Genomic DNA, 17869 nt, shown 5'->3' with positions numbered 1-17869 from the left:
TGTTTAATCTATTCCCTATATTTTACTATATGTATGCCATAAAATGGGGTTTACAGAATAGATAACAACAAAAAGCCCCGGAAGCATCAACTTCCCGGGCTCTCATTCATAGAAAATATATTGATTCTGCATAGGTACTCAGCTTTGGGGTAATCTTACTGTACCTCCGATGCTTACGCCGGATCTTTCGTATCTGTCGTCTCCGGCTCCATAATTTCGGTGGCATCCGGGTCCAGCCAGTTAGCAAGCAAGGTCCGCACATATTGCAGATCACTCTCTGACAAATCATAGTACCATGTTCCGCTGCGCGTTGCGCCCTCACCCTTCAGCATATAATTGCTGATTGTTGGTGTGGTGTCTTTCATATATAGAGACTCGGCAAATTTCACGATGAAATCCGAGTTCATGTTGGTTGTAAAATTCGATCCGGCAATCTGGATCACGTCCGGGATCTTGGTCAGATTTTTGACCTCAAGCGCACGATTCATGAAGGCACTGAGGAAAAGACGGTGACGCATCGTCCGATTGAAATCGGAGTCTTCCCGGTAACGCACATAGCCCAGCGCTTCTTCGCCGCTATAGATTGGTTTGTTCGCTTCCACAAACAGCTTCTCATGCGCTTTCAATTTGTTCTCAATATTTTTTTTGATCGGCAATTCAACACCGCCAACCGCATCAACAATATCCTTGAGTCCGTTAAAATTAATCGCGGCATAGAAATCAACTTTATTTTCCAACAGATGCTCCACAGTGTCCATCGCCATCTTGGCTTCACCATGCGCATAGGCTGAATTAATCTTCGATTTCACATCCCGGCCGACAATATCGGTATAAGAGTCACGTGGAATGGACAGCAGCAACACTTTATTTTCTTCCGGACGAACGACAGAATAGATCATGGTATCCGAACGGCTTGGTTCGTTATCCCGTTGGTCAATCCCTAGCAACAACAGCGAGAATGGATCGGTGTGTTCTACAACGGGTGCATCCTTATCGCCAACCGGCTTGAAGGATTCATCGAGCGTTTCCTTTACGGTATCCGAAGCAAACAGGTTAAATGCAAACACGACGAGTTGCTTTTGATAGATAAATCCGAGTCCCCAGCACAATCAAAGTGCTCAGGATGATAATTAAAGGTTTCTTCCATCTCTTCTTCGGTTTCTTCGGCTTCCGTCTAGTTAAATGTGCGGCACTGTTTTCCATCATATCTCCTTTAATAACGGTCTTAAAATCATTTAACTATATTAATAACACGTTTTCAATAGATTACGTTATAATCTGCTATACAAGAAATGACACAGAAGGAGCGATAAGCGATGGAATATAGACGTTTGGGGAATAGCGGTCTACGTGTTTCCGCACTTGGACTCGGCACCAATGCCTTTGGTAAACGGGCGGACGACCCGACTTCGATCCGCATTATTCATGCGGCACTGGATCAGGGAATTAATTTTATCGATACTGCCAACATCTACGCTGGAACGGAATCAGAGCGGATTATCGGACAGGCCCTTACAGGTCGACGGGAAAACGCTGTGCTTGCTACCAAAGCCGGACTCCCCGGCATGACGGTCCCCATGGGCGCGGTTCCTCGCGCTATCATTTGCAGCAAGAGCTTGAACATAGCCTGCGGCGTCTGCAGACGGACTATGTGGATCTGTACCAGATCCATACCTTTGATCCGCACACACCGCTGGATGAGACGCTGCGCACACTGGATGATATGGTCACTTCCGGCAAAGTCCGCTATATCGGTGCTTCCAACTATGCAGCCTGGGAGCTGATGAAAGCTCTTGGCACCAGCGAGCTGAAAGGATATGTACGTTATATCTCGACCCAAACCAGCTACTCTCTGGCTGATCGCACACCTGAGCTTGAACTTATACCGATGTGCCTTGATCAGGGCGTTGGCATCATCCCGTATTTCCCGCTGGCAGGCGGCATTCTAACAGGGAAATACAACGGCGAATCTGGCGTACCTTCCGGTTCCAGAGCAGATACCGATCCAGCCTTCAACCGTTTTCTGCTGGAACACAATATTCAACTGGGGGAGCAGGTCAGCGAAAAGGCATCGGCGTATGGATGCTCCCCAAGTGTCCTGTCGCTCGCTTGGCTGATGGCACGCCCTGCTGTTTCGACGGTTATCGTTGGTGCAACGAGTACAGAGCAGCTGGAGCATAATCTGGCTAGTCTGGACATGAAACTAAGCGATGACATGATCACCGAGCTCGATCAACTCAGCGACTCATATCGCTATGGCAAGCCGTTTGCCACATATCGGATAGATTGAAATTGAAGCAACAGGAATAACCTCCCGGCTAAAAAGCCAGGGAGGTTATTTCAACTTTTGTATAAGAAAATCAGAATTAGATTAACATGACAACTTCCAACTTCACTACACACTGTAGTCTAATAAAGCATAGGAAAAAATCGTTCTATGGATTAAACATCTGTTTTATGTCGGATAAATTCCTGCATGATTTCCATGTATTCGTCCTTACGACCACTTAACACATCAAAGAACACCTTGTCGGCGGCTTCAACTAGATGAATACCTTCAAGTGCCAAGCGGGTTCCTTCCGGCGTTGTTGTAATAATATTCGCACGGGTATCTGTAAGATGACGCTTGCGAGTAATCAACTCTCTCTTTTCAAGAGCACGGAGAACTTGAGAAGTAACATTAACATCCACATTGGCAAAATGCGCTAGCTGAACCTGGGTTACTCCCTTGCCCTCAGTGTCGCGTTCATTGAGCCACACACAGGCATGCAATAATACAAATTGGGGTTGGGTTAATTCCAGAGGCTCCAGCACCTTGCGTATTTCCTTTTGCCACATCGTAGTCACCTGCCATAGCAGATACCCCGGGCTTTCCTGAGCATTTTTATACCGTGAGCTTTCCATTTCTATATACCTCCATCATTACACCTTGAGCTTCATCTATCTTATAACGAATGTTGGAACCGATGTGTTTCAACGTTGTACATTTGCAATGGGATACATTAGCGTGAAGGAATAAATTGTTTCACCCATTGGCCAAATCCATGCGGATTACGACTCTGAATTAGAACGGTACCTTCACCCCGGAATCGGCATACCAACCCTTCTCCACTCGTCACGCTGGATAACCAGCCTTGGGATGCTTTCTCAATGCGATAATCCACATAACTCGGCCATGCGACCAAGTGAGCATTATCCACGATCACTTCTTCACCCGCAGCCAGATTGATGGCATGGATGGCACCATAGGAAGACAGGAACACAGTTCCTCGACCACTGATTTCTATAATAAAGAAACCTTCTCCAGAGAAAAGACCTTTCTTCAGGTTCTGCATTTTGGTATTCACCTGAATGCCTTCCGTTCCAGCCAGAAATCCATCCTTCTGTACGTAGAGCGAATAGGAACCATCCAGTTCAACCGCCTCCACATCTCCCATGCTGGACGGCGAGAGCAGAATTTCTGCAGATCCCCCTGCAGCCGTCAATTCCTGAAAAAGAATTTCTCGCCGCTGAGCATCCGTCCGATTCCGCCAAACATGCCGCCTTCAGCAGATCCCTTCAAATCAACGGTTGGTGTCATGGATACCATTGCACCGCTTTCCGCCTTGAACCGTTCTCCCGTTGCAATTGCACCTTAAGCATCGCAAATGCACCATCATATAGAATTTCATAGTTCATGGCTTCATCAGCTCCTTGTTGTCCGTGTTAAAATCATTTAGCCCATTATCCTCCAACACGGAGAATTTGTCTCCGTATTCCTTAATAATATGCTGATCTCCCCAGTTACATAGGGCGTTCAGAATCGGTTCCAAACTTCGGCCATATTCACTCAGTTCATACTCCACTTTGGGAGGAACCTGGTTATAGACAATACGGTTCACGATCCCGTCATCCTCAAGCTCCCTAAGCTGCTGTGTTAACATTTTTTGCGTAATTGCGGGCATAATACGCTTCAGATCACTGGTTCGTTTCTTCCCATGTGTCAGATGGCAGAGGATGACGCATTTCCACTTGCCTCCGATGACTTCAAGCGTCGCTTCAACGGAAATATTATATTTCTTTCTGATCATGTTGAATATCCTCCCGGAATTCTTATTTCATAAAAACAAATGCTATATAGGCACTAAAAAGTACGTAGGGTACTAAAAAGTACGTACTATTCATTTTATGTCGAATAACTCATAATAGCATTTGCCGGTAAGTAAATCTACATTCTAGGAGTTGAACAAGAAATGATTCAAGATTCAAAACGCAGTACCTGGGCACTGCTGGCGCTGGCAATCAGTGCGTTTGCCATCGGCACCACTGAATTTATCAGCGTTGGATTATTGCCCCTTATTGCAGATGACCTGGGCATTTCCGTAACGACGGCGGGACTGACCGTTACTTTATATGCATTAGGTGTAACCTTCGGGGCACCGATTCTAACCTCACTAACGTCAACAGTGTCACGAAAGACACTGCTGCTTGCCATTATGGTCGTTTTTATCGCGGGTAACACCATGGCTGCGCTATCAAGCGGAATTACCATGCTGCTCATTGCGCGAATTGTCTCCGCTCTGGCACACGGCGTATTCATGTCCATTGGTTCCACCATTGCGGCAGACCTGGTTCCTGCAAATCGCCGGGCTAGCGCCATTGCCATTATGTTCTCCGGCTTGACCATCGCTACGGTAACCGGTGTACCCCTGGGAACACTCATCGGTCAGAACTGGGGCTGGCGTGCAGCTTTCATTCTTATCGTTGTCGTCGGTGTTATTGCCTTCATCGGTAACATGATTCTTGTACCGTCCACGCTGCAACGCGGAAAGCGGACTGCATTCCGCGAACAGTTGAAGCTGATAACAGGCGGACGATTGCTGCTGGCTTTAGCCATTACCGCTGTGGGATATGGCGGAACGTTTGTTGTGTTTACCTACCTGTCCCCACTTTTGCATGACATCAGCGGTTATTCCGACAAAACAGTCGCGGGAATTCTGCTGCTGTACGGAATCGCCATTGCGATCGGTAATATTATCGGAGGAAAAGCGGCCAACCACAATCCGCTCCGAGCACTGTTCTATATGTTTATCATTCAGACCATCATTCTGGGCATCCTGTATTTCACCGTTCCATTCAAGTTTGCAGCATTAATCACCATTCTAGGGATGGGTCTGCTTGCCTTCATGAATGTGCCAGGGCTTCAGATGTACGTCGTGACGCTAGCAGAACGTTATGCACCGCAGGCCAAAGACGTGGCGTCCGCCTTCAACATCGCGGCATTTAACGCAGGGATCGCCATCGGTGCCTATTTGGGCGGCGTAATCACGGACTCCATCGGTCTGATTCATACCACATGGGTGGGTGCAATTATGGTCCTGGTTGCCGTTCTTCTGACAGGTTGGGCAAGAGCGCTTGATCGTAAAGATCCGTATTCTCCATCCGAGACGTAAGACAGGTTCAGTCAGAGCAACAGGCTTAACCATGCATCATTCCAGTGTTAAAGCAATCCGGTTTCCCCTTTATTGTAAATCTAGTATAATACGTTAATTCGAATTTAATCTACTATGACTTAATGAAGAACAACAGGATTTATCGTTTTACATCATTACTATTATTTTGGTTCATACTATGAGGAGGACTTCACATGACAGCACAACATTTACAATCCACAGTAGCTTTAAATAACGGTGTTCATATGCCTTGGTTCGGACTTGGCGTATTTAAGGTAGAAGAAGGAGCCGAATTAATCGAGGCTGTTAAACAAGCCATTGCTCACGGTTACCGCAGCATTGATACAGCCGCTATCTATGGCAACGAATCGGGTGTAGGTCAAGCGATTGCCGAGGCGCTAAAAGAAAATAATTTGAAGCGTGAAGATCTGTTCGTCACATCCAAAGTGTGGAACGAAGACCTCGGATACGAGGAGACGCTTGCTGCTTATGAAACATCACTGAACAAACTGGGACTGGAATACCTGGACCTGTATCTCATTCACTGGCCAAAGGCAGGTAAATATAAAGGTGCATGGAAAGCGATGGAGGAGCTGTACAAAGCAGGACGCGTCAAAGCCATTGGCGTCAGCAACTTCCAGATCCATCACCTTGAAGATCTGATGCAGGATGCCGAAGTGAAACCAATGATAAATCAAGTGGAGTACCACCCTCGTCTGACTCAAGTCGATCTTAAAGCGTTCTGTGAAAACAATGGAATTCAGTTCGAAGCATGGTCCCCGCTGATGCAGGGTCAACTTCTGGACAACCCGGTCCTGACCGAGATTGCCACTGCGAAAGGTAAATCGGTAGCACAAGTCATCCTGCGCTGGGACTTGCAGAACGGTGTCATCACCATTCCGAAGTCCACCAAAGAAAAACGCATTGTCGAGAACTCTTCCATATTCGACTTTGAACTGTCCAATGATGAGATGGATCGCATTAGCGCCCTGAACGAAGACGTTCGCGTTGGACCTGACCCGGATAACTTTGATTTTTAATTGAAGGTTTCTGATTAGTCCAAGCCTGATATACAGATAAAAAAATAAGTAGGGCAAAACCTGTTTGGAGCCTGCTTTGGCATACTATAGCGAAAAACCACCGGATCAAGAGCCGGTGGTTTTTCGTCTTCCATTTTCTTATCTTCTTCGGTTTAGCGGTACAAGCCAATCTACACGAACACTGCTCGCTTAATTAAAAATGTTGTATTCAAATTTTTAACTATTGAAGCTGCCACAAGGCAGGCACATTGGATGGTTCCCATCCTGTCAAGGACGTGTGGGGCTGCAAACATTTGTACGTCTTGCCGTTATATGTGACCAGTTGTCCTGCAGTGTAAGCTGTGTTTGCCTGCCAAGCGGAAACGCCGGGATTCGTCGTTCCTGCCGAGGTTTTCACGCTCACCGCGTTGCTCGCTGCAGACACATTGCCTGCTGCATCCTTTGCTTTTACCGTAAACGTATACGATGTATCGGCCGCAAGCCCGCTGATTGTTGCCGTCGTTCCGGTTACTGTTGTCGCCAGTGTTGTCCCGTTGTAAACGTCATAACCCGTTACACCCACGTTATCTGTGGATGCCGTCCAGCTAAGCGTTATGCTGGAGGACGTTTGCGCGGTGGAAGCAAGGTTTGTCGGTGCAGTTGGCGCTTGTGTATCGCCTCCCGGCTGAGTCGTAGTGCTTACGGTTACTGCATTACTGGCTGCAGACAGATTACCTGCTGCATCTTTTGCTTTTACCGTGAAGGTATATGACGTACCCGCTGTGAGTCCGCTGATCGTTGCGGTCGTTCCGGTTACTGTTGTCGCAAGATTAGCGCCATTATAGACGTTATAGCCTGTCACACCTACATTATCTGTTGAAGCATTCCATGCCAGCGTCACCGAGTTTGCCGTCACGCCTGTCGAACGGGCATTTCCTGGTACGCTTGGTGCCGTCGTATCTACTGGTGGCACTGTACCTCCGGTAGGCAGATCGGCTTTCAGTTTGTTTTGGAGTGTTTTGTTACGGTCACCGCTGAGCTCCCAGAACATCGCTCCGCCGAGCCCTTTGCTCTTGATATAAGCCGTTTTATATCCAACGGACTCTGCATCGTCATAACTGATAAAGCGTTTGTTGGACGCATTATAGAGATATGGCACTTTGGCCGTGTCATTCCAGTAACGTGTATATCCGTTTTTGTTGATGTAATTGGCTTCCAGATCATAGAAGTCAAAGGAGCCTGCTTCCCATGTTCCAACGGAAGAACCACCCGTGCACGTCTGATACTGGCCGTTGCCTGCCTGTGCACATCCATCCCAGCCACGGCCGTAGAATGGAACACCAAGCACGAGTTTAGCAGCCGGTACGCCTGCATCCAAATGCCCTTGTGCTCCGGCAGCCACATTAAATGTATTGGCATCTGGCACGCCAGCGGCTGAAGCCGCAGGATCATAGTTCAATGGCGCATTATGCGCGCTGATTTTTTGCCAAGCCCCGTTAAAATCGTATGTCATAATGTTAATCCAGTCGACGATGGCAGCAATTTTTGCAAGCTCCGTATTGGCAGCATAGGTCGCAGACGCACCGCTTGCAATCGTAAGCAGATACTTCTTGCCGTCCACAGCTCCCGCTGCATCCAGCTTTTCACGGATTTTGCTCAGGAGCAAAGTGTAGTTTTGCTTATCTTCAGGACGTTTACTGTTACCATTAAGTCCGCCGGATACCGGGTACTCCCAGTCCAGATCTACCCCGTCAAAATTGTACTTCCGCAGGAAGTCGACGGCAGAGTTCGCAAAGACCTCTCGAGTTGCAGCAGTCGCAGCTACATCAGAGAAGCGGTTGGACCACGTCCATCCTCCGACGGAGATAATTGTTTTCAGGTTAGGATTGGTTTGTTTCAGCTTGTTCAGCTGATTGATATTGCCTGCAATGGGCTGATCCCACGTATCCCCTGCAAAGGTCTTGCCCGTATCGATCCATGGATCGCCGAGCACAATCGTTCCGTTCGGAACATTGATCGTTTGGCTTTTTTCATTCTGGCAGGTCCAGGTTACAGGATTGGGTCCCGAAGGGTCTGGATTTCCATGAATGCCGTTCCAGCAAATATCGGCAAACGCATAGTTGATATGCGTCACTTTGGTCGGATCGATATCGGCTACATTATAGTTTCTCCCGTACGCAGCCCAGGATGGGTAGTACCCAACAATTTTATAAGAATCTGCTGCTTCGGCCGTAGCAGGTTGGAGTGCAAAAGAAGGAACAATAACGGATAAGAGCAAGGAAAGACCAAGGAAAAACTTTGCAGTTTTCTTAAACGCAGTGTGTTTATTTAAATTTATCATTTAATACACAACCTCCTCTGTCTTTTGCGTGCTAAGCCCATTCAGGAATGGACGATGTGCGTTCGAGAACTGGTTATTTGTATATGCGTCCCAGTTGATTGACCAGGTCATAATGCCTTTGAGACCGGCATAGCCTGCAGGCTGGCGCAATGTATAGGAACCGCCGTATGATACTCCTTTGATCAGATAATTCAATGCCTTTTGCAGCTCAGCTGGCGCCGTATAGCCACCTCCAGCAGCCTGCTGGGAAGCAGGTACGCCAATCGCAATCTGGTCCGGTCGCAAAGGACTAAAGAATGGACCCGAGCTTCCGCCTACGTTAAAGCCTTGAAGCAGCATTTCGGCCATGGCGACATGGAAATCGGCTGTCCCTTGAGCGTATGAGCGGCCGTCCAGTCCCACCATCGAACCGGTGTTATAGTGCTGCACATGCAGCAGGGTCAGGTCATTGCGCAAGGCATGAATCACTGGAAGATACGCCCCCCAAGGACCACCATAGTTCAGATATCCGCCCTGTACGTAGGCCGTTTCCGGTGCAGCAGTTAGAACGAAATTGGCACCGAAATGTGATTTAAGCGCTTTCACGCCGTTAATCAGGTTAACAATCTTCGGAGTCGTTGGACTACGGAAGTCGGTATCCCCGCATTTAGAGACAAGGAGCTTCCTTCAAGATCGATGTCGAGGCCATTGAATCCATAAGTCGAAATAATGGATTTTAGGGAATCCTCGAACTGTTGTCTCTTGGTCGCATCCGTGAGCTCAATCGTGCCATTGGCTCCTCCCATGGAGATCAGTACCTTTTTCCCTTGGCTCTGAAGGTATGCAATGTCCGACTTGAACTCTTCTACCGTAGCGTTATACGGAGTAAAAGCAAGCGTTCCGCTGCCGGGTGAGATCGGCTCGGCAAAGGAGACATTAATAACGTCATAGGCTGTTGACACGTTGCGAAGTTTAATATTGGTAGAGCCATTGTCGAAGTTGTGCCAGTAGCCGATCAGCCATTTACTGCCGGTTGGCCCAGGATTCGAAGGTCCGGTGGAAGTCGTAACGCTGAGAGAGGTACTTGCAGCGGACAGATTGCCTGCCGCATCTTTTGCTTTGACTGTAAAAACATATGTGGTGCCGGCTGTCAGTCCTGTTACTACAGCCGTAGTTGTTGAAGTGTTCGCCGCGAGAGTACCGTTCCGGTACACTTCATATCCGGTTACACCCACATTGTCCGTGGATGCGTTCCAGGTAAGATTGACCGATGTATCCGTGACGAAGGATGAGGTTAAACCTGCAGGAACGGAAGGTGGTGTCGTATCCGGAGTTGGAGTCCCCCTCCCGTACCTTCCCCGACGTATTTCCACAATGCGGGTACATTTGAGGGCTCCCATCCGGTCAAAGCCGTATGGGGCTGAATACATTCATAATCTTTATTTAAATAGGTTACTAGATCTCCTTTTTTGTATGCGGTGCCTGCCTGCCACTGGGCAGCGGCGTCTGCTCTTGGTGCAAACCACGTAATAATCAGAAGAAATGCCAAAGCGAATGTAATGACCGGGCGGAATCGAACAGCTTGATTCAAGCAAAATCCCTCCTGTATTAAGGTTATTTTCACCTTGCAAACCATGCTTCACTGGTGCACTTACATGTGATCCGCGATCTATAGAGCATGTATAACCGTCTTACGATGAGCGTCGCTTCACTCCCTTTCCTTATCAAAATGGACCTTCCCTCTCGTTTTCTCTTTTGCAGGCATCAACCAAATTTTACAGGGAATTTACAGATCCTCACCCTGTATTTAATCAGTAAAATGCAATTGAGATAAGGGATAAATTATTTCTATGGGGGGCGAAAAATGTAATATACCGGGCAAAAGGCCGTCTACCACGTCATTAAGAGACGTGATAGACGGCCTTTTTTATTTTAAAGTAACGGATGTATTACCACGTTTATTTTAATTTCGAGGAAGCTGTTCAAATGACAGCATACCTTCGAAAGGCTGCCACCCATCCTCGCCGGATAAAATAACAGGCACAGCGTATTCGGCCGCTTCCTGCTCACTGAGTATTTTCGCCCATGGAACTCTCCCCATCACACTTCCGGCCCCAGGCCCCGCACTATGATATTCAACGTACGCAACCGTCGCTTCCGCATCGGTCTTGTTCCAATTGTGCCAGCCCTCCTGCTTCACATGCGCGCCCATCCAACAGTTCAGGAAGCAGACTTTGGCATGATTACGCCATGGTCTGCCCAGATATACGGACTGGGCGGGGGCATTGCTGGTTAGGTCACAATCGATAAACACATAGCCATAACGTACATCCTCGGGTGTAGAGGCAGCGGTAATCCAGCCGTTCACATCTCCCTCCGCCGCCGCTGAATCCGATAAACGATTCTTTGCAAAGATCTCACACCCCTGGAACACCGCCGTAGCCGAGCCGAAAATAAAATCGACATCGCCCTCAATGTAACAGTCCTCATAATATTGACGCAGCTTCCGCCGCTCCGCCCCGTCACGCGGCCCCCCGAAGAAACTCCGGTCCATCGGCTGCTCAGGCAGCGGTCCGGTAAAGATCGTGTCCTGGTGACCTATAAATCGGCAATGCCGGAAGGCTGCCCGATCCCCATCCACGTAGACGGCCAACGCCTGACCAACCTCACCACCAGGTCCAGCCGAGTTTACGAAGGAAAGCCCTTCTGCGGTAAAATCATCTTCACCGATAAAGACCGTGTAGGAATGAAAGGTATGATACAACTCCCCGTTCGGGAACTTCTTGAGCGCGTAATCATCATACGTGATGATGGTCTGATCGGCTCCCGAACCCATGAGGTGGACCATTGGCTTCTCAATGTGCAGTTTTTCAACATAGGTGCCTGGCTTTATACGAATTGTATACTTTTCAGTGCAGTCGGCCGGAATCGCATTAATGGCAGCCTGAATAGTGGAAAAATCGCCACTTCCGTCCGCAGCAACCAGGTAACCATTCCTGTACAGATCCAGATTCGCTCCTTGTGACAGAGGTTTGTTCATGTCAATCGCTCCATTTCCAGCGCAGCCAGCAGGAGCGGTGCCATGCCCATGAACGAGTCACTCACAATCTGCTCGCCGACATAATAACTGTACGAACCATCCCGATCCAGACTCAGCCCTGCCCCGTGACAGATCGCGTTCAGCTTCACGCCTTCCTCTGTTTCTTCCACCAACCGGGACGTCAGTCCTTGCCATCCCTTCTCTGCGGCCTGCCTGAAATGCGGCTCCAGGTAACGCAAGCGAACGCCCTTTGCCATGGCGTACACAAACATGCTTGAACCGGAAGCTTCCAGATAATTGCCTCTGCGGAATCCCTGGTCCAGCACTTGAAACCAGAGTCCGCTCTCCTGCTCCTGTACACGAACCAAGGCATGACACATACGCTCGAAGATGCCAATGATTGTGCCCCGTTTCGGATGATGGATCGGGAAGTGCTCCAGACTATCCACGATCGCCATCGCATACCAGCCCATCGCCCGACTCCAAAAGTGCGAAGAGCATCCGGTTACGGAGTCGGCCCAGATCAGCTCCTTCGATTCATCCCAGCCATGATAGAGCAGACCTGTGCGCGGATCACGCGTCTTGTGTTCAATCAGCAAAATCTGATGAGCCACTTCATCCCACAGATCAGGCCGATCAAACGTCTTGGCATATTGCGCCAGGAATGGCGACGACATATACAACCCATCCAGCCACATCTGGAACGGATAGATTTTTTTGTGCCAAAATCCACCCTCCGATGTTCGGGGCTGTCCTGCAAGCTGGGCTGCGAGCAGGTGTGCGGCTTCAGCATATCGCTGATACCCGGTGGTCTCCAGCAGTTCGAACAGGTTCTTGCCCTGATTGATCTGATCCAGGTTGTACTCTTCCAGGGAATACGTTCCGATGGAACCGTCCTCCTGAATATACAGATCCATATGTCTTTTCATAAAAGAAACATACTCGTCCTTGCCGTATTGCTTGCCGATGCGTGCCATTGCCATTAACGTCATCCCCTGAACATAAGCCCACCGTTCCGAAGGAAACACATGATAGCCCTCTCCATCACATTGCCGGCAAATCATCTCCGCTATTCGCTCCGACCAAGATAACTGCATTTGTACCTGCATAAAAGAACCCTCCCTGGACCTTGAATGTTGTACTCAGCCTATCCTTAATGCTCAGACACCTGCTGCCGACAAACGGCTGTCGAATTGCGATGATTCAGCTGCGGCTGAATGACGACCGGATAATCCACATGCTCATCACGGATCAACGATACGATCAACTCTGCCGCCTGTGCGGCCAGTTCATCCAGTGGCGGACCAATGGTTGTCAGTGCCACCTCGGCATACTGCATATCCGGCAGATCATCATAACCGATTAACGAAATATCATTGGGTACACTGTAGCCTGCTTCCAGCAAAGCCCTCAGCGCACCTCGGGTCACCAGGTTGTTCAAGCCAATAAATGCCGTTGGTGAATCGGGTTCAAACGTATAATTTCGAATAGCAAAATATCCGTCCTCCCAGGAGGAGTGTGCAGGCAGCACATGGCGGTGATCAAATTCAAGACCCGTGCGCTGCAAAGCTTCCCGATACCCTTCAAGCTTGATATTCTGCGAGTTGCCAATGAAACCAATCCGGCTATGTCCCAGTGAGTTCAGATGCTCAACCGCTTTGTATATGCCCTCTTTCCGGTCAATCTTGATATAAGGGGAGTTCGGGGCTTCATCTGTACCAAGCACAAAACACGGCATGTTAAGTGTCGCGAACTTTTTCCAGAAGGCATCCCGATTATCCAGCGCATAATCCCACAGAATGCATCCATCTACGCGAAGCTGGCTAAAAACATCCAGCCCATCATCCGCGACGACCAAAATCATCTGGTATCCCCGCTTCTTCAACTCTGCGTGCAGATTGCCCGATATATTCGAGAACAACGGATTGCTCAGTTCATCAAGAACAAAGCCGATAATGTTGCTTCTGCCGGTGGAAAGCTGCTGTGCCATAATGTTTTTTCGATATTGATGCTTCTCCGCAACCGCGAGCACCTTCTGCCGCGTCGCCGGTTTGATACGGGGATCACCGTTGAGCGCCTTGGATACCGTGCTGTAGCTCACTCCCGCCAGTTTGGCAATGTCCTTAATGGTTATCAAATCAATCCACACCTCTCAACCCTTGGGAAGCTTATTGCTGTGCAGCCTTATACCGGTCATATTGCGCCTGTCTGCCGGCAATAACCTGCTCAATGTTCATTTTTTTCAGCGTCTCAATATAATTGTCAAACTGATCCAGACTGGTATCTCCGCTTATAAATTTAAAGTTCATCTCTTCCACATATGTCGTAATATCCGGCATGGACATGCTCTCTACACTCGCCTCATCCGGCAGAGCATATACGAATGGGAACGGTTCGTGGATGTAAGGCTCCAGTTCCTTGTCAAGCTTGGCATGCCATTCAGCCACAACGGAATCCGCCGAGTCCGTAGACTGAATGTTCGGCAGATTCACGGGACCAATGCCGAGTTTCTGGATATAGTCGTTATCCTTGCCTTTGTCCGTGAATGTCTTCACGCCATTCTCTTCAGTATACGTATCATCCTTGATTCCCCACGTATAATACGTTTGCGCTTCTTCACTCACCGCATAATCCAGGAAACGGAAGGCGAGCTCCGGATTTTTGCTGTCCTTGGAGATTCCAAAGATGCCACTCACGGCTGTACGTCCAATATAAAACTGGTCACCATGCGGTCCTTTTAGTGGCAGAATGCCTTTGAAGATGGGCTCCGCAGGATCATAATCCTTGAACAGCGGACTGTAGACCATCGACATGTACCAGCTAAAATTAAACGTGGCTCCGGTTACATCCTGTGAGATGCGGGAGGTCACCTGATCGCTTGTCGTACTGGCATAGTCCACCCCGAGCAGGCCTTCTTTGTACAGCCCATTCAGGTATGTGAGATATTCCTTGTAGGCAGGCTCATAATAGCTGAAATGCACCTTACCCTGGTCATCGGCATAGAACTGATTGGACAGATCCAGGCCAAAAGCAGGGCCAAATGCCATCGGCACAAACTTGGATTCCATGGACAATGGTATTTCATCCGCCTCGCCGTTACCGTTCGGGTCATCTGTCTTGAATTTGCGCAGCATCGCTGTGAACTCATCCAGTGTCGTAGGTTCGTTCAGTCCCAGCTTCTTCAACCAGCGTTCATTCACCATAAACAATGGCATGTAGTTCTTCGTAAGCGTTTGCTGCGGAACATAATACATTTTACCATCTGGCGTCGTTAAACTGGCTTTGACGGATGGGGATTTGTCGTATATTTTTTTGAGATTCACGCCATACTTCTCTACCAGATCATTCAGCGGAATAAACAGACCACTGTTAATGTATTTCATGAGCTGATCCTGATCCGGCAAATAGACGATATCCGGCAATCCCGTTCCAGCCGCAAGCCTTGGATTCACCGCATCCGCGTAGTTCTGCGGCGGGATGAGATCCCAATCGACCGTTACCCCAGCATTGCTCTCAATTTTCTTCACAATCTCGGCAGTCGAGAGATCCACGTTGGTCGTCCATGCGTTGGTCCCGAGAATCGACAGCTTGGCATCTTTCTGGTCGGTTACCGGACCTGCCCTGTGTAGTTAAACGCTGGTTCCGAGCTTGTTGAAGCACTTTCCTTGTCTCCCCCTGCTCCTGTACTGCTGCTGCATGCGGCGAGACTGATGGCAAGTATCACCGCGAGAACACTTTTCTTCCGGCCCCTCTGATTATCATCCGTTATTCCTCCTCGTTATGAACAATCTTGGGTGATGCATGGTGATCAATAAGGCTATCCTTTCACGGCTCCGAGGGTAATCCCTTTGACGAAGTACCGCTGGATAAAAGGGTAGATCGTAACGATTGGCAGAATGCTGACCACAATCGACACATACCGAACCTGAAGTGTGGACACCGCCAGCGCGCCTGTGGTCATCGTGCCACCCATTTTTTGCATGACCTCCGGTGATGCCATGATCAGCACTCTGCGCAGGAACATTTGCAAGGGCTGCATATCCTGTTTGCCCAGATATAGCAGGGCTGAGAAGAAGTTGTTCCAGTGGAATACGGCGTAATATAACGTCAGCACGGCAAGCGTTGGCTTGATGATGGGTATTGCTAGACGGTATAACATGGTCAGTTCATTGGCCCCGTCTATGCTTGCACTTTCGAAGATTTCATTCGGAATACCCTCGAAGGCTGAGCGGCAGATCATGACATTAAACGTAATGACCAGCACGGGCAGCACCATCACCCATCGCGTATTGTACAGCCCGAGTGACGTAATCAGCATGTAGACCGGGATGAGTCCACCCGAGAAATACATGGTGAAGGCAATGAAAAAGTTCAGCTTTCTGCGAAGGAAAAATTGTTGTCTGGATAACGGAAATGCAGCGAGGCACGTAGCTACAATATTCAGCAGTGTACCTATAACGGTGTACCACAGGGTGTTATAGAAGGACACCCACAACTCCCGGTATTGGAGCACCATTTTATACCCGGACAAGGTGAATCCTACCGGCCACAACGCAACCTTTTGTTTGTCGATCGCATCAACCGAACTGAATGAAATGCTGATCACATACAGGAAAGGATACAGCGTAACGACGACAGCCAATATAGTCAGCAGGTAGACAAATCCGTAGAATAACCGGTCACTTCTTGATTTTTGCATACAGGTCTCCTTTGGGTCGGGATATGGTCTTACCAGAGTGACATCTTGGTCAGGCGCCGGGTCATCGTATTAGCCGCGAACACTAGCACAAAGGTGATAATAGAGTTGAATAGGCCGACAGCTGTCGCAAATCCGTAGTTCTGTCCTTCAATCCCCATCCTGTATACGTAGGTGGATAACACGTCTGCGGTCTCATAGGTAGCACCGTTATAGAGCAGATATACTTTCTCGAAGCCTACGCTCATAATGCCGCCAAGCGACAGGAGCAGGAGGATGACAATCGTTGGTTTGATACTTGGAAGTGTCAGGTGCCATAGCTCCTGGAATTTGTTGACGCCGTCCATTTTGCCGGAATCATACATTTCGGGGTCAATGCCCATAATGGCTGCAATGTAGATGATGGAGCTGAAGCCAAAGCTCTGCCAGATATCAGAGCTGGTGAATATCGTTCGGAACCACCCGGCGTCCATCATGAAGTTCACTTTCTCCATACCGAGCTTGGCAATCAAGGTGTTCACGATCCCGTCAGTGGGTGACAGGAAGTTGATAATCATGCCCGCGACCACGACGGTGGAGATGAAATGCGGAAGGTAGGTGACGGTCTGGGCGAACCGCTTGAACGTCTGATTCTTGATCTCCACAATACAGACGGCGAACAGAATGGGGATGGAGAAGCCGAACAGGAGTGGCAGGAAAGCGAGCAAAAACGTGTTGCGCAGCAGCCTCCAGAAGTAGATGGAGTTCACAAACTGATCAAACCACCTTAGGCCAACCCATTCCCCGCTGAACATTCCCTGCCCTGGCATGAAGTTGCGGAAGGCCAGCAGCATGCCAGGCATCGGAACATACATGAAGATGACGTAATACAGAAAAATGGGTGAGAACATCAGCAGCAAAACCTTATCCCGTTTGATCAGGCTGAATAGCGTCGACATGTGATTTTTCACCATTTAGACTCTCCTTCGCATTAAAATTACAACGTTTGAATTTTTGGACATAAACATACCACTTCATGCATAATTCAGGTCATCCCCTTAAATAAAAACCCATTAAATCCCTTTTTGAATGGAGTATTAATACAAATAAAAAACGATTAAAGACATAGATATAAACATAAATCCATAATTACAACGTTGTAATTTTACCCTTAATGTATACGCTTACATAAACTATTTTTCCCATCTTAGCAAAGTCCATCTGGTTTGGCAACAACAAAAATCAGTGTATGCCTGCACAGAGAACTGCATGGTTTTGTTGGTCAGGGTGACCTGCTAGTGGCAAAAAGGAGAGAAAAAAAGGGCAATGAACGTTTTCTTCCGTTCTGCCCGGCTCTTGTCCTTCCTCCGCCAGCGTTCTGGC

Annotated in this window: 15 protein-coding genes and 2 pseudogenes; 3 read left to right on the top strand and 14 right to left on the bottom strand. The window is 48.6% G+C overall.

Annotated features, from left to right (window positions below; genetic code table 11):
• Positions 1 to 173: 173 nt before the first annotated feature.
• The gene (locus ACTWJ7_RS03400; protein ID WP_443145127.1) at positions 174 to 1067 is read right to left on the bottom strand and encodes an LCP family protein; all 894 of its coding nucleotides are present in this window, start codon (positions 1065 to 1067) and stop codon (positions 174 to 176) included.
• 249 nt (positions 1068 to 1316) lie between these two features.
• Between ACTWJ7_RS03400 and ACTWJ7_RS03395 the strand changes: the two are divergent.
• Positions 1317 to 2290: pseudogene (locus ACTWJ7_RS03395) on the top strand (aldo/keto reductase).
• A gap of 152 nt (positions 2291 to 2442) precedes the next feature.
• Here the strand turns inward: ACTWJ7_RS03395 and ACTWJ7_RS03390 are convergent.
• From ACTWJ7_RS03390 to ACTWJ7_RS03380, 3 genes and pseudogenes are all read right to left on the bottom strand, one after another.
• On the bottom strand, positions 2443 to 2904 hold the full coding sequence (locus ACTWJ7_RS03390; protein WP_301246140.1) for a MarR family winged helix-turn-helix transcriptional regulator: 462 nt from the start codon (positions 2902 to 2904) through the stop codon (positions 2443 to 2445).
• A gap of 98 nt (positions 2905 to 3002) precedes the next feature.
• Positions 3003 to 3678: pseudogene (locus tag ACTWJ7_RS03385) on the bottom strand (TIGR00266 family protein).
• Positions 3675 to 4070: a winged helix-turn-helix transcriptional regulator gene (locus ACTWJ7_RS03380; protein WP_063567750.1), complete on the bottom strand. Its 396-nt coding sequence runs from the start codon at positions 4068 to 4070 to the stop codon at positions 3675 to 3677. Before ACTWJ7_RS03380 ends, ACTWJ7_RS03385 begins: the two are co-directional and overlap by 4 nt.
• Positions 4071 to 4232: 162 nt before the next feature.
• On the opposite strand from ACTWJ7_RS03380, the gene ACTWJ7_RS03375 reads away from it, so the two are divergent.
• Both ACTWJ7_RS03375 and ACTWJ7_RS03370 read left to right on the top strand, forming a co-directional pair.
• Entirely contained in the window at positions 4233 to 5432 is a 1200-nt protein-coding gene (locus ACTWJ7_RS03375) for an MFS transporter (RefSeq protein ID WP_301880466.1), read from the top strand.
• Positions 5433 to 5626: 194 nt separating this feature from the next.
• Complete coding sequence (locus ACTWJ7_RS03370) at positions 5627 to 6472, top strand: aldo/keto reductase (protein ID WP_024629737.1); 846 nt, start codon at positions 5627 to 5629, stop codon at positions 6470 to 6472.
• Between the two features lie 220 nt (positions 6473 to 6692).
• Here ACTWJ7_RS03370 and ACTWJ7_RS03365 read toward each other — a convergent pair whose 3' ends face one another.
• The 10 genes from ACTWJ7_RS03365 to ACTWJ7_RS03320 form a co-directional block, all read right to left on the bottom strand.
• Entirely contained in the window at positions 6693 to 8792 is a 2100-nt protein-coding gene (locus tag ACTWJ7_RS03365) for a glycosyl hydrolase family 18 protein (RefSeq protein WP_079348097.1), read from the bottom strand.
• A complete protein-coding gene (locus tag ACTWJ7_RS03360; RefSeq protein WP_443145126.1) occupies positions 8793 to 9377 on the bottom strand; it encodes a hypothetical protein in 585 nt (194 codons plus the stop codon). It abuts the gene before it with no gap.
• Positions 9378 to 9385: 8 nt separating this feature from the next.
• Entirely contained in the window at positions 9386 to 10144 is a 759-nt protein-coding gene (locus tag ACTWJ7_RS03355) for a fibronectin type III domain-containing protein (protein ID WP_443145125.1), read from the bottom strand.
• Positions 10066 to 10362: a carbohydrate-binding protein gene (locus tag ACTWJ7_RS03350; RefSeq protein WP_443145124.1), complete on the bottom strand. Its 297-nt coding sequence runs from the start codon at positions 10360 to 10362 to the stop codon at positions 10066 to 10068. Before ACTWJ7_RS03350 ends, ACTWJ7_RS03355 begins: the two co-directional genes overlap by 79 nt.
• A gap of 372 nt (positions 10363 to 10734) precedes the next feature.
• Positions 10735 to 11811: a pectinesterase family protein gene (locus tag ACTWJ7_RS03345; RefSeq protein WP_301880470.1), complete on the bottom strand. Its 1077-nt coding sequence runs from the start codon at positions 11809 to 11811 to the stop codon at positions 10735 to 10737.
• Positions 11808 to 12920 (bottom strand): glycoside hydrolase family 88/105 protein, encoded by a 1113-nt coding sequence (locus ACTWJ7_RS03340; protein ID WP_301880471.1) that lies wholly within the window; start codon positions 12918 to 12920, stop codon positions 11808 to 11810. Before ACTWJ7_RS03340 ends, ACTWJ7_RS03345 begins: the two co-directional genes overlap by 4 nt.
• A 44-nt stretch (positions 12921 to 12964) precedes the next feature.
• A complete protein-coding gene (locus ACTWJ7_RS03335; RefSeq protein ID WP_301880472.1) occupies positions 12965 to 13948 on the bottom strand; it encodes a LacI family DNA-binding transcriptional regulator in 984 nt (327 codons plus the stop codon).
• Positions 13949 to 13979: 31 nt separating this feature from the next.
• Positions 13980 to 15362 (bottom strand): extracellular solute-binding protein, encoded by a 1383-nt coding sequence (locus ACTWJ7_RS03330; protein ID WP_443145123.1) that lies wholly within the window; start codon positions 15360 to 15362, stop codon positions 13980 to 13982.
• 266 nt (positions 15363 to 15628) lie between these two features.
• On the bottom strand, positions 15629 to 16510 hold the full coding sequence (locus ACTWJ7_RS03325; RefSeq protein ID WP_063565907.1) for a carbohydrate ABC transporter permease: 882 nt from the start codon (positions 16508 to 16510) through the stop codon (positions 15629 to 15631).
• A gap of 29 nt (positions 16511 to 16539) precedes the next feature.
• Positions 16540 to 17460: an ABC transporter permease gene (locus tag ACTWJ7_RS03320; RefSeq protein WP_301880475.1), complete on the bottom strand. Its 921-nt coding sequence runs from the start codon at positions 17458 to 17460 to the stop codon at positions 16540 to 16542.
• Between the last annotated feature and the right edge of the window lie 409 nt (positions 17461 to 17869).

Origin of the sequence: Paenibacillus sp. 1A_MP2, assembly GCF_052244825.1 — a bacterium.
GTDB lineage: Bacteria > Bacillota > Bacilli > Paenibacillales > Paenibacillaceae > Paenibacillus > Paenibacillus vandeheii.
Note: the sequence above shows the minus strand (reverse complement) of the source record. Positions and strands in the feature narration are given on the sequence as shown.

Bases quoted from the DNA above. Each gene is read 5' to 3' on its own strand.
- ACTWJ7_RS03390 (WP_301246140.1), bottom strand. From the start codon at position 2,904: ATGGAAAGCTCACGGTATAAAAATGCTCAGGAAAGCCCGGGGTATCTG.
- ACTWJ7_RS03380 (WP_063567750.1), bottom strand. From the start codon at position 4,070: ATGATCAGAAAGAAATATAATATTTCCGTTGAAGCGACGCTTGAAGTC.
- ACTWJ7_RS03375 (WP_301880466.1), top strand. From the start codon at position 4,233: ATGATTCAAGATTCAAAACGCAGTACCTGGGCACTGCTGGCGCTGGCA.
- ACTWJ7_RS03370 (WP_024629737.1), top strand. From the start codon at position 5,627: ATGACAGCACAACATTTACAATCCACAGTAGCTTTAAATAACGGTGTT.
- ACTWJ7_RS03365 (WP_079348097.1), bottom strand. From the start codon at position 8,792: ATGATAAATTTAAATAAACACACTGCGTTTAAGAAAACTGCAAAGTTT.
- ACTWJ7_RS03345 (WP_301880470.1), bottom strand. From the start codon at position 11,811: ATGAACAAACCTCTGTCACAAGGAGCGAATCTGGATCTGTACAGGAAT.
- ACTWJ7_RS03340 (WP_301880471.1), bottom strand. From the start codon at position 12,920: ATGCAGGTACAAATGCAGTTATCTTGGTCGGAGCGAATAGCGGAGATG.
- ACTWJ7_RS03325 (WP_063565907.1), bottom strand. From the start codon at position 16,510: ATGCAAAAATCAAGAAGTGACCGGTTATTCTACGGATTTGTCTACCTG.
- ACTWJ7_RS03320 (WP_301880475.1), bottom strand. From the start codon at position 17,460: ATGGTGAAAAATCACATGTCGACGCTATTCAGCCTGATCAAACGGGAT.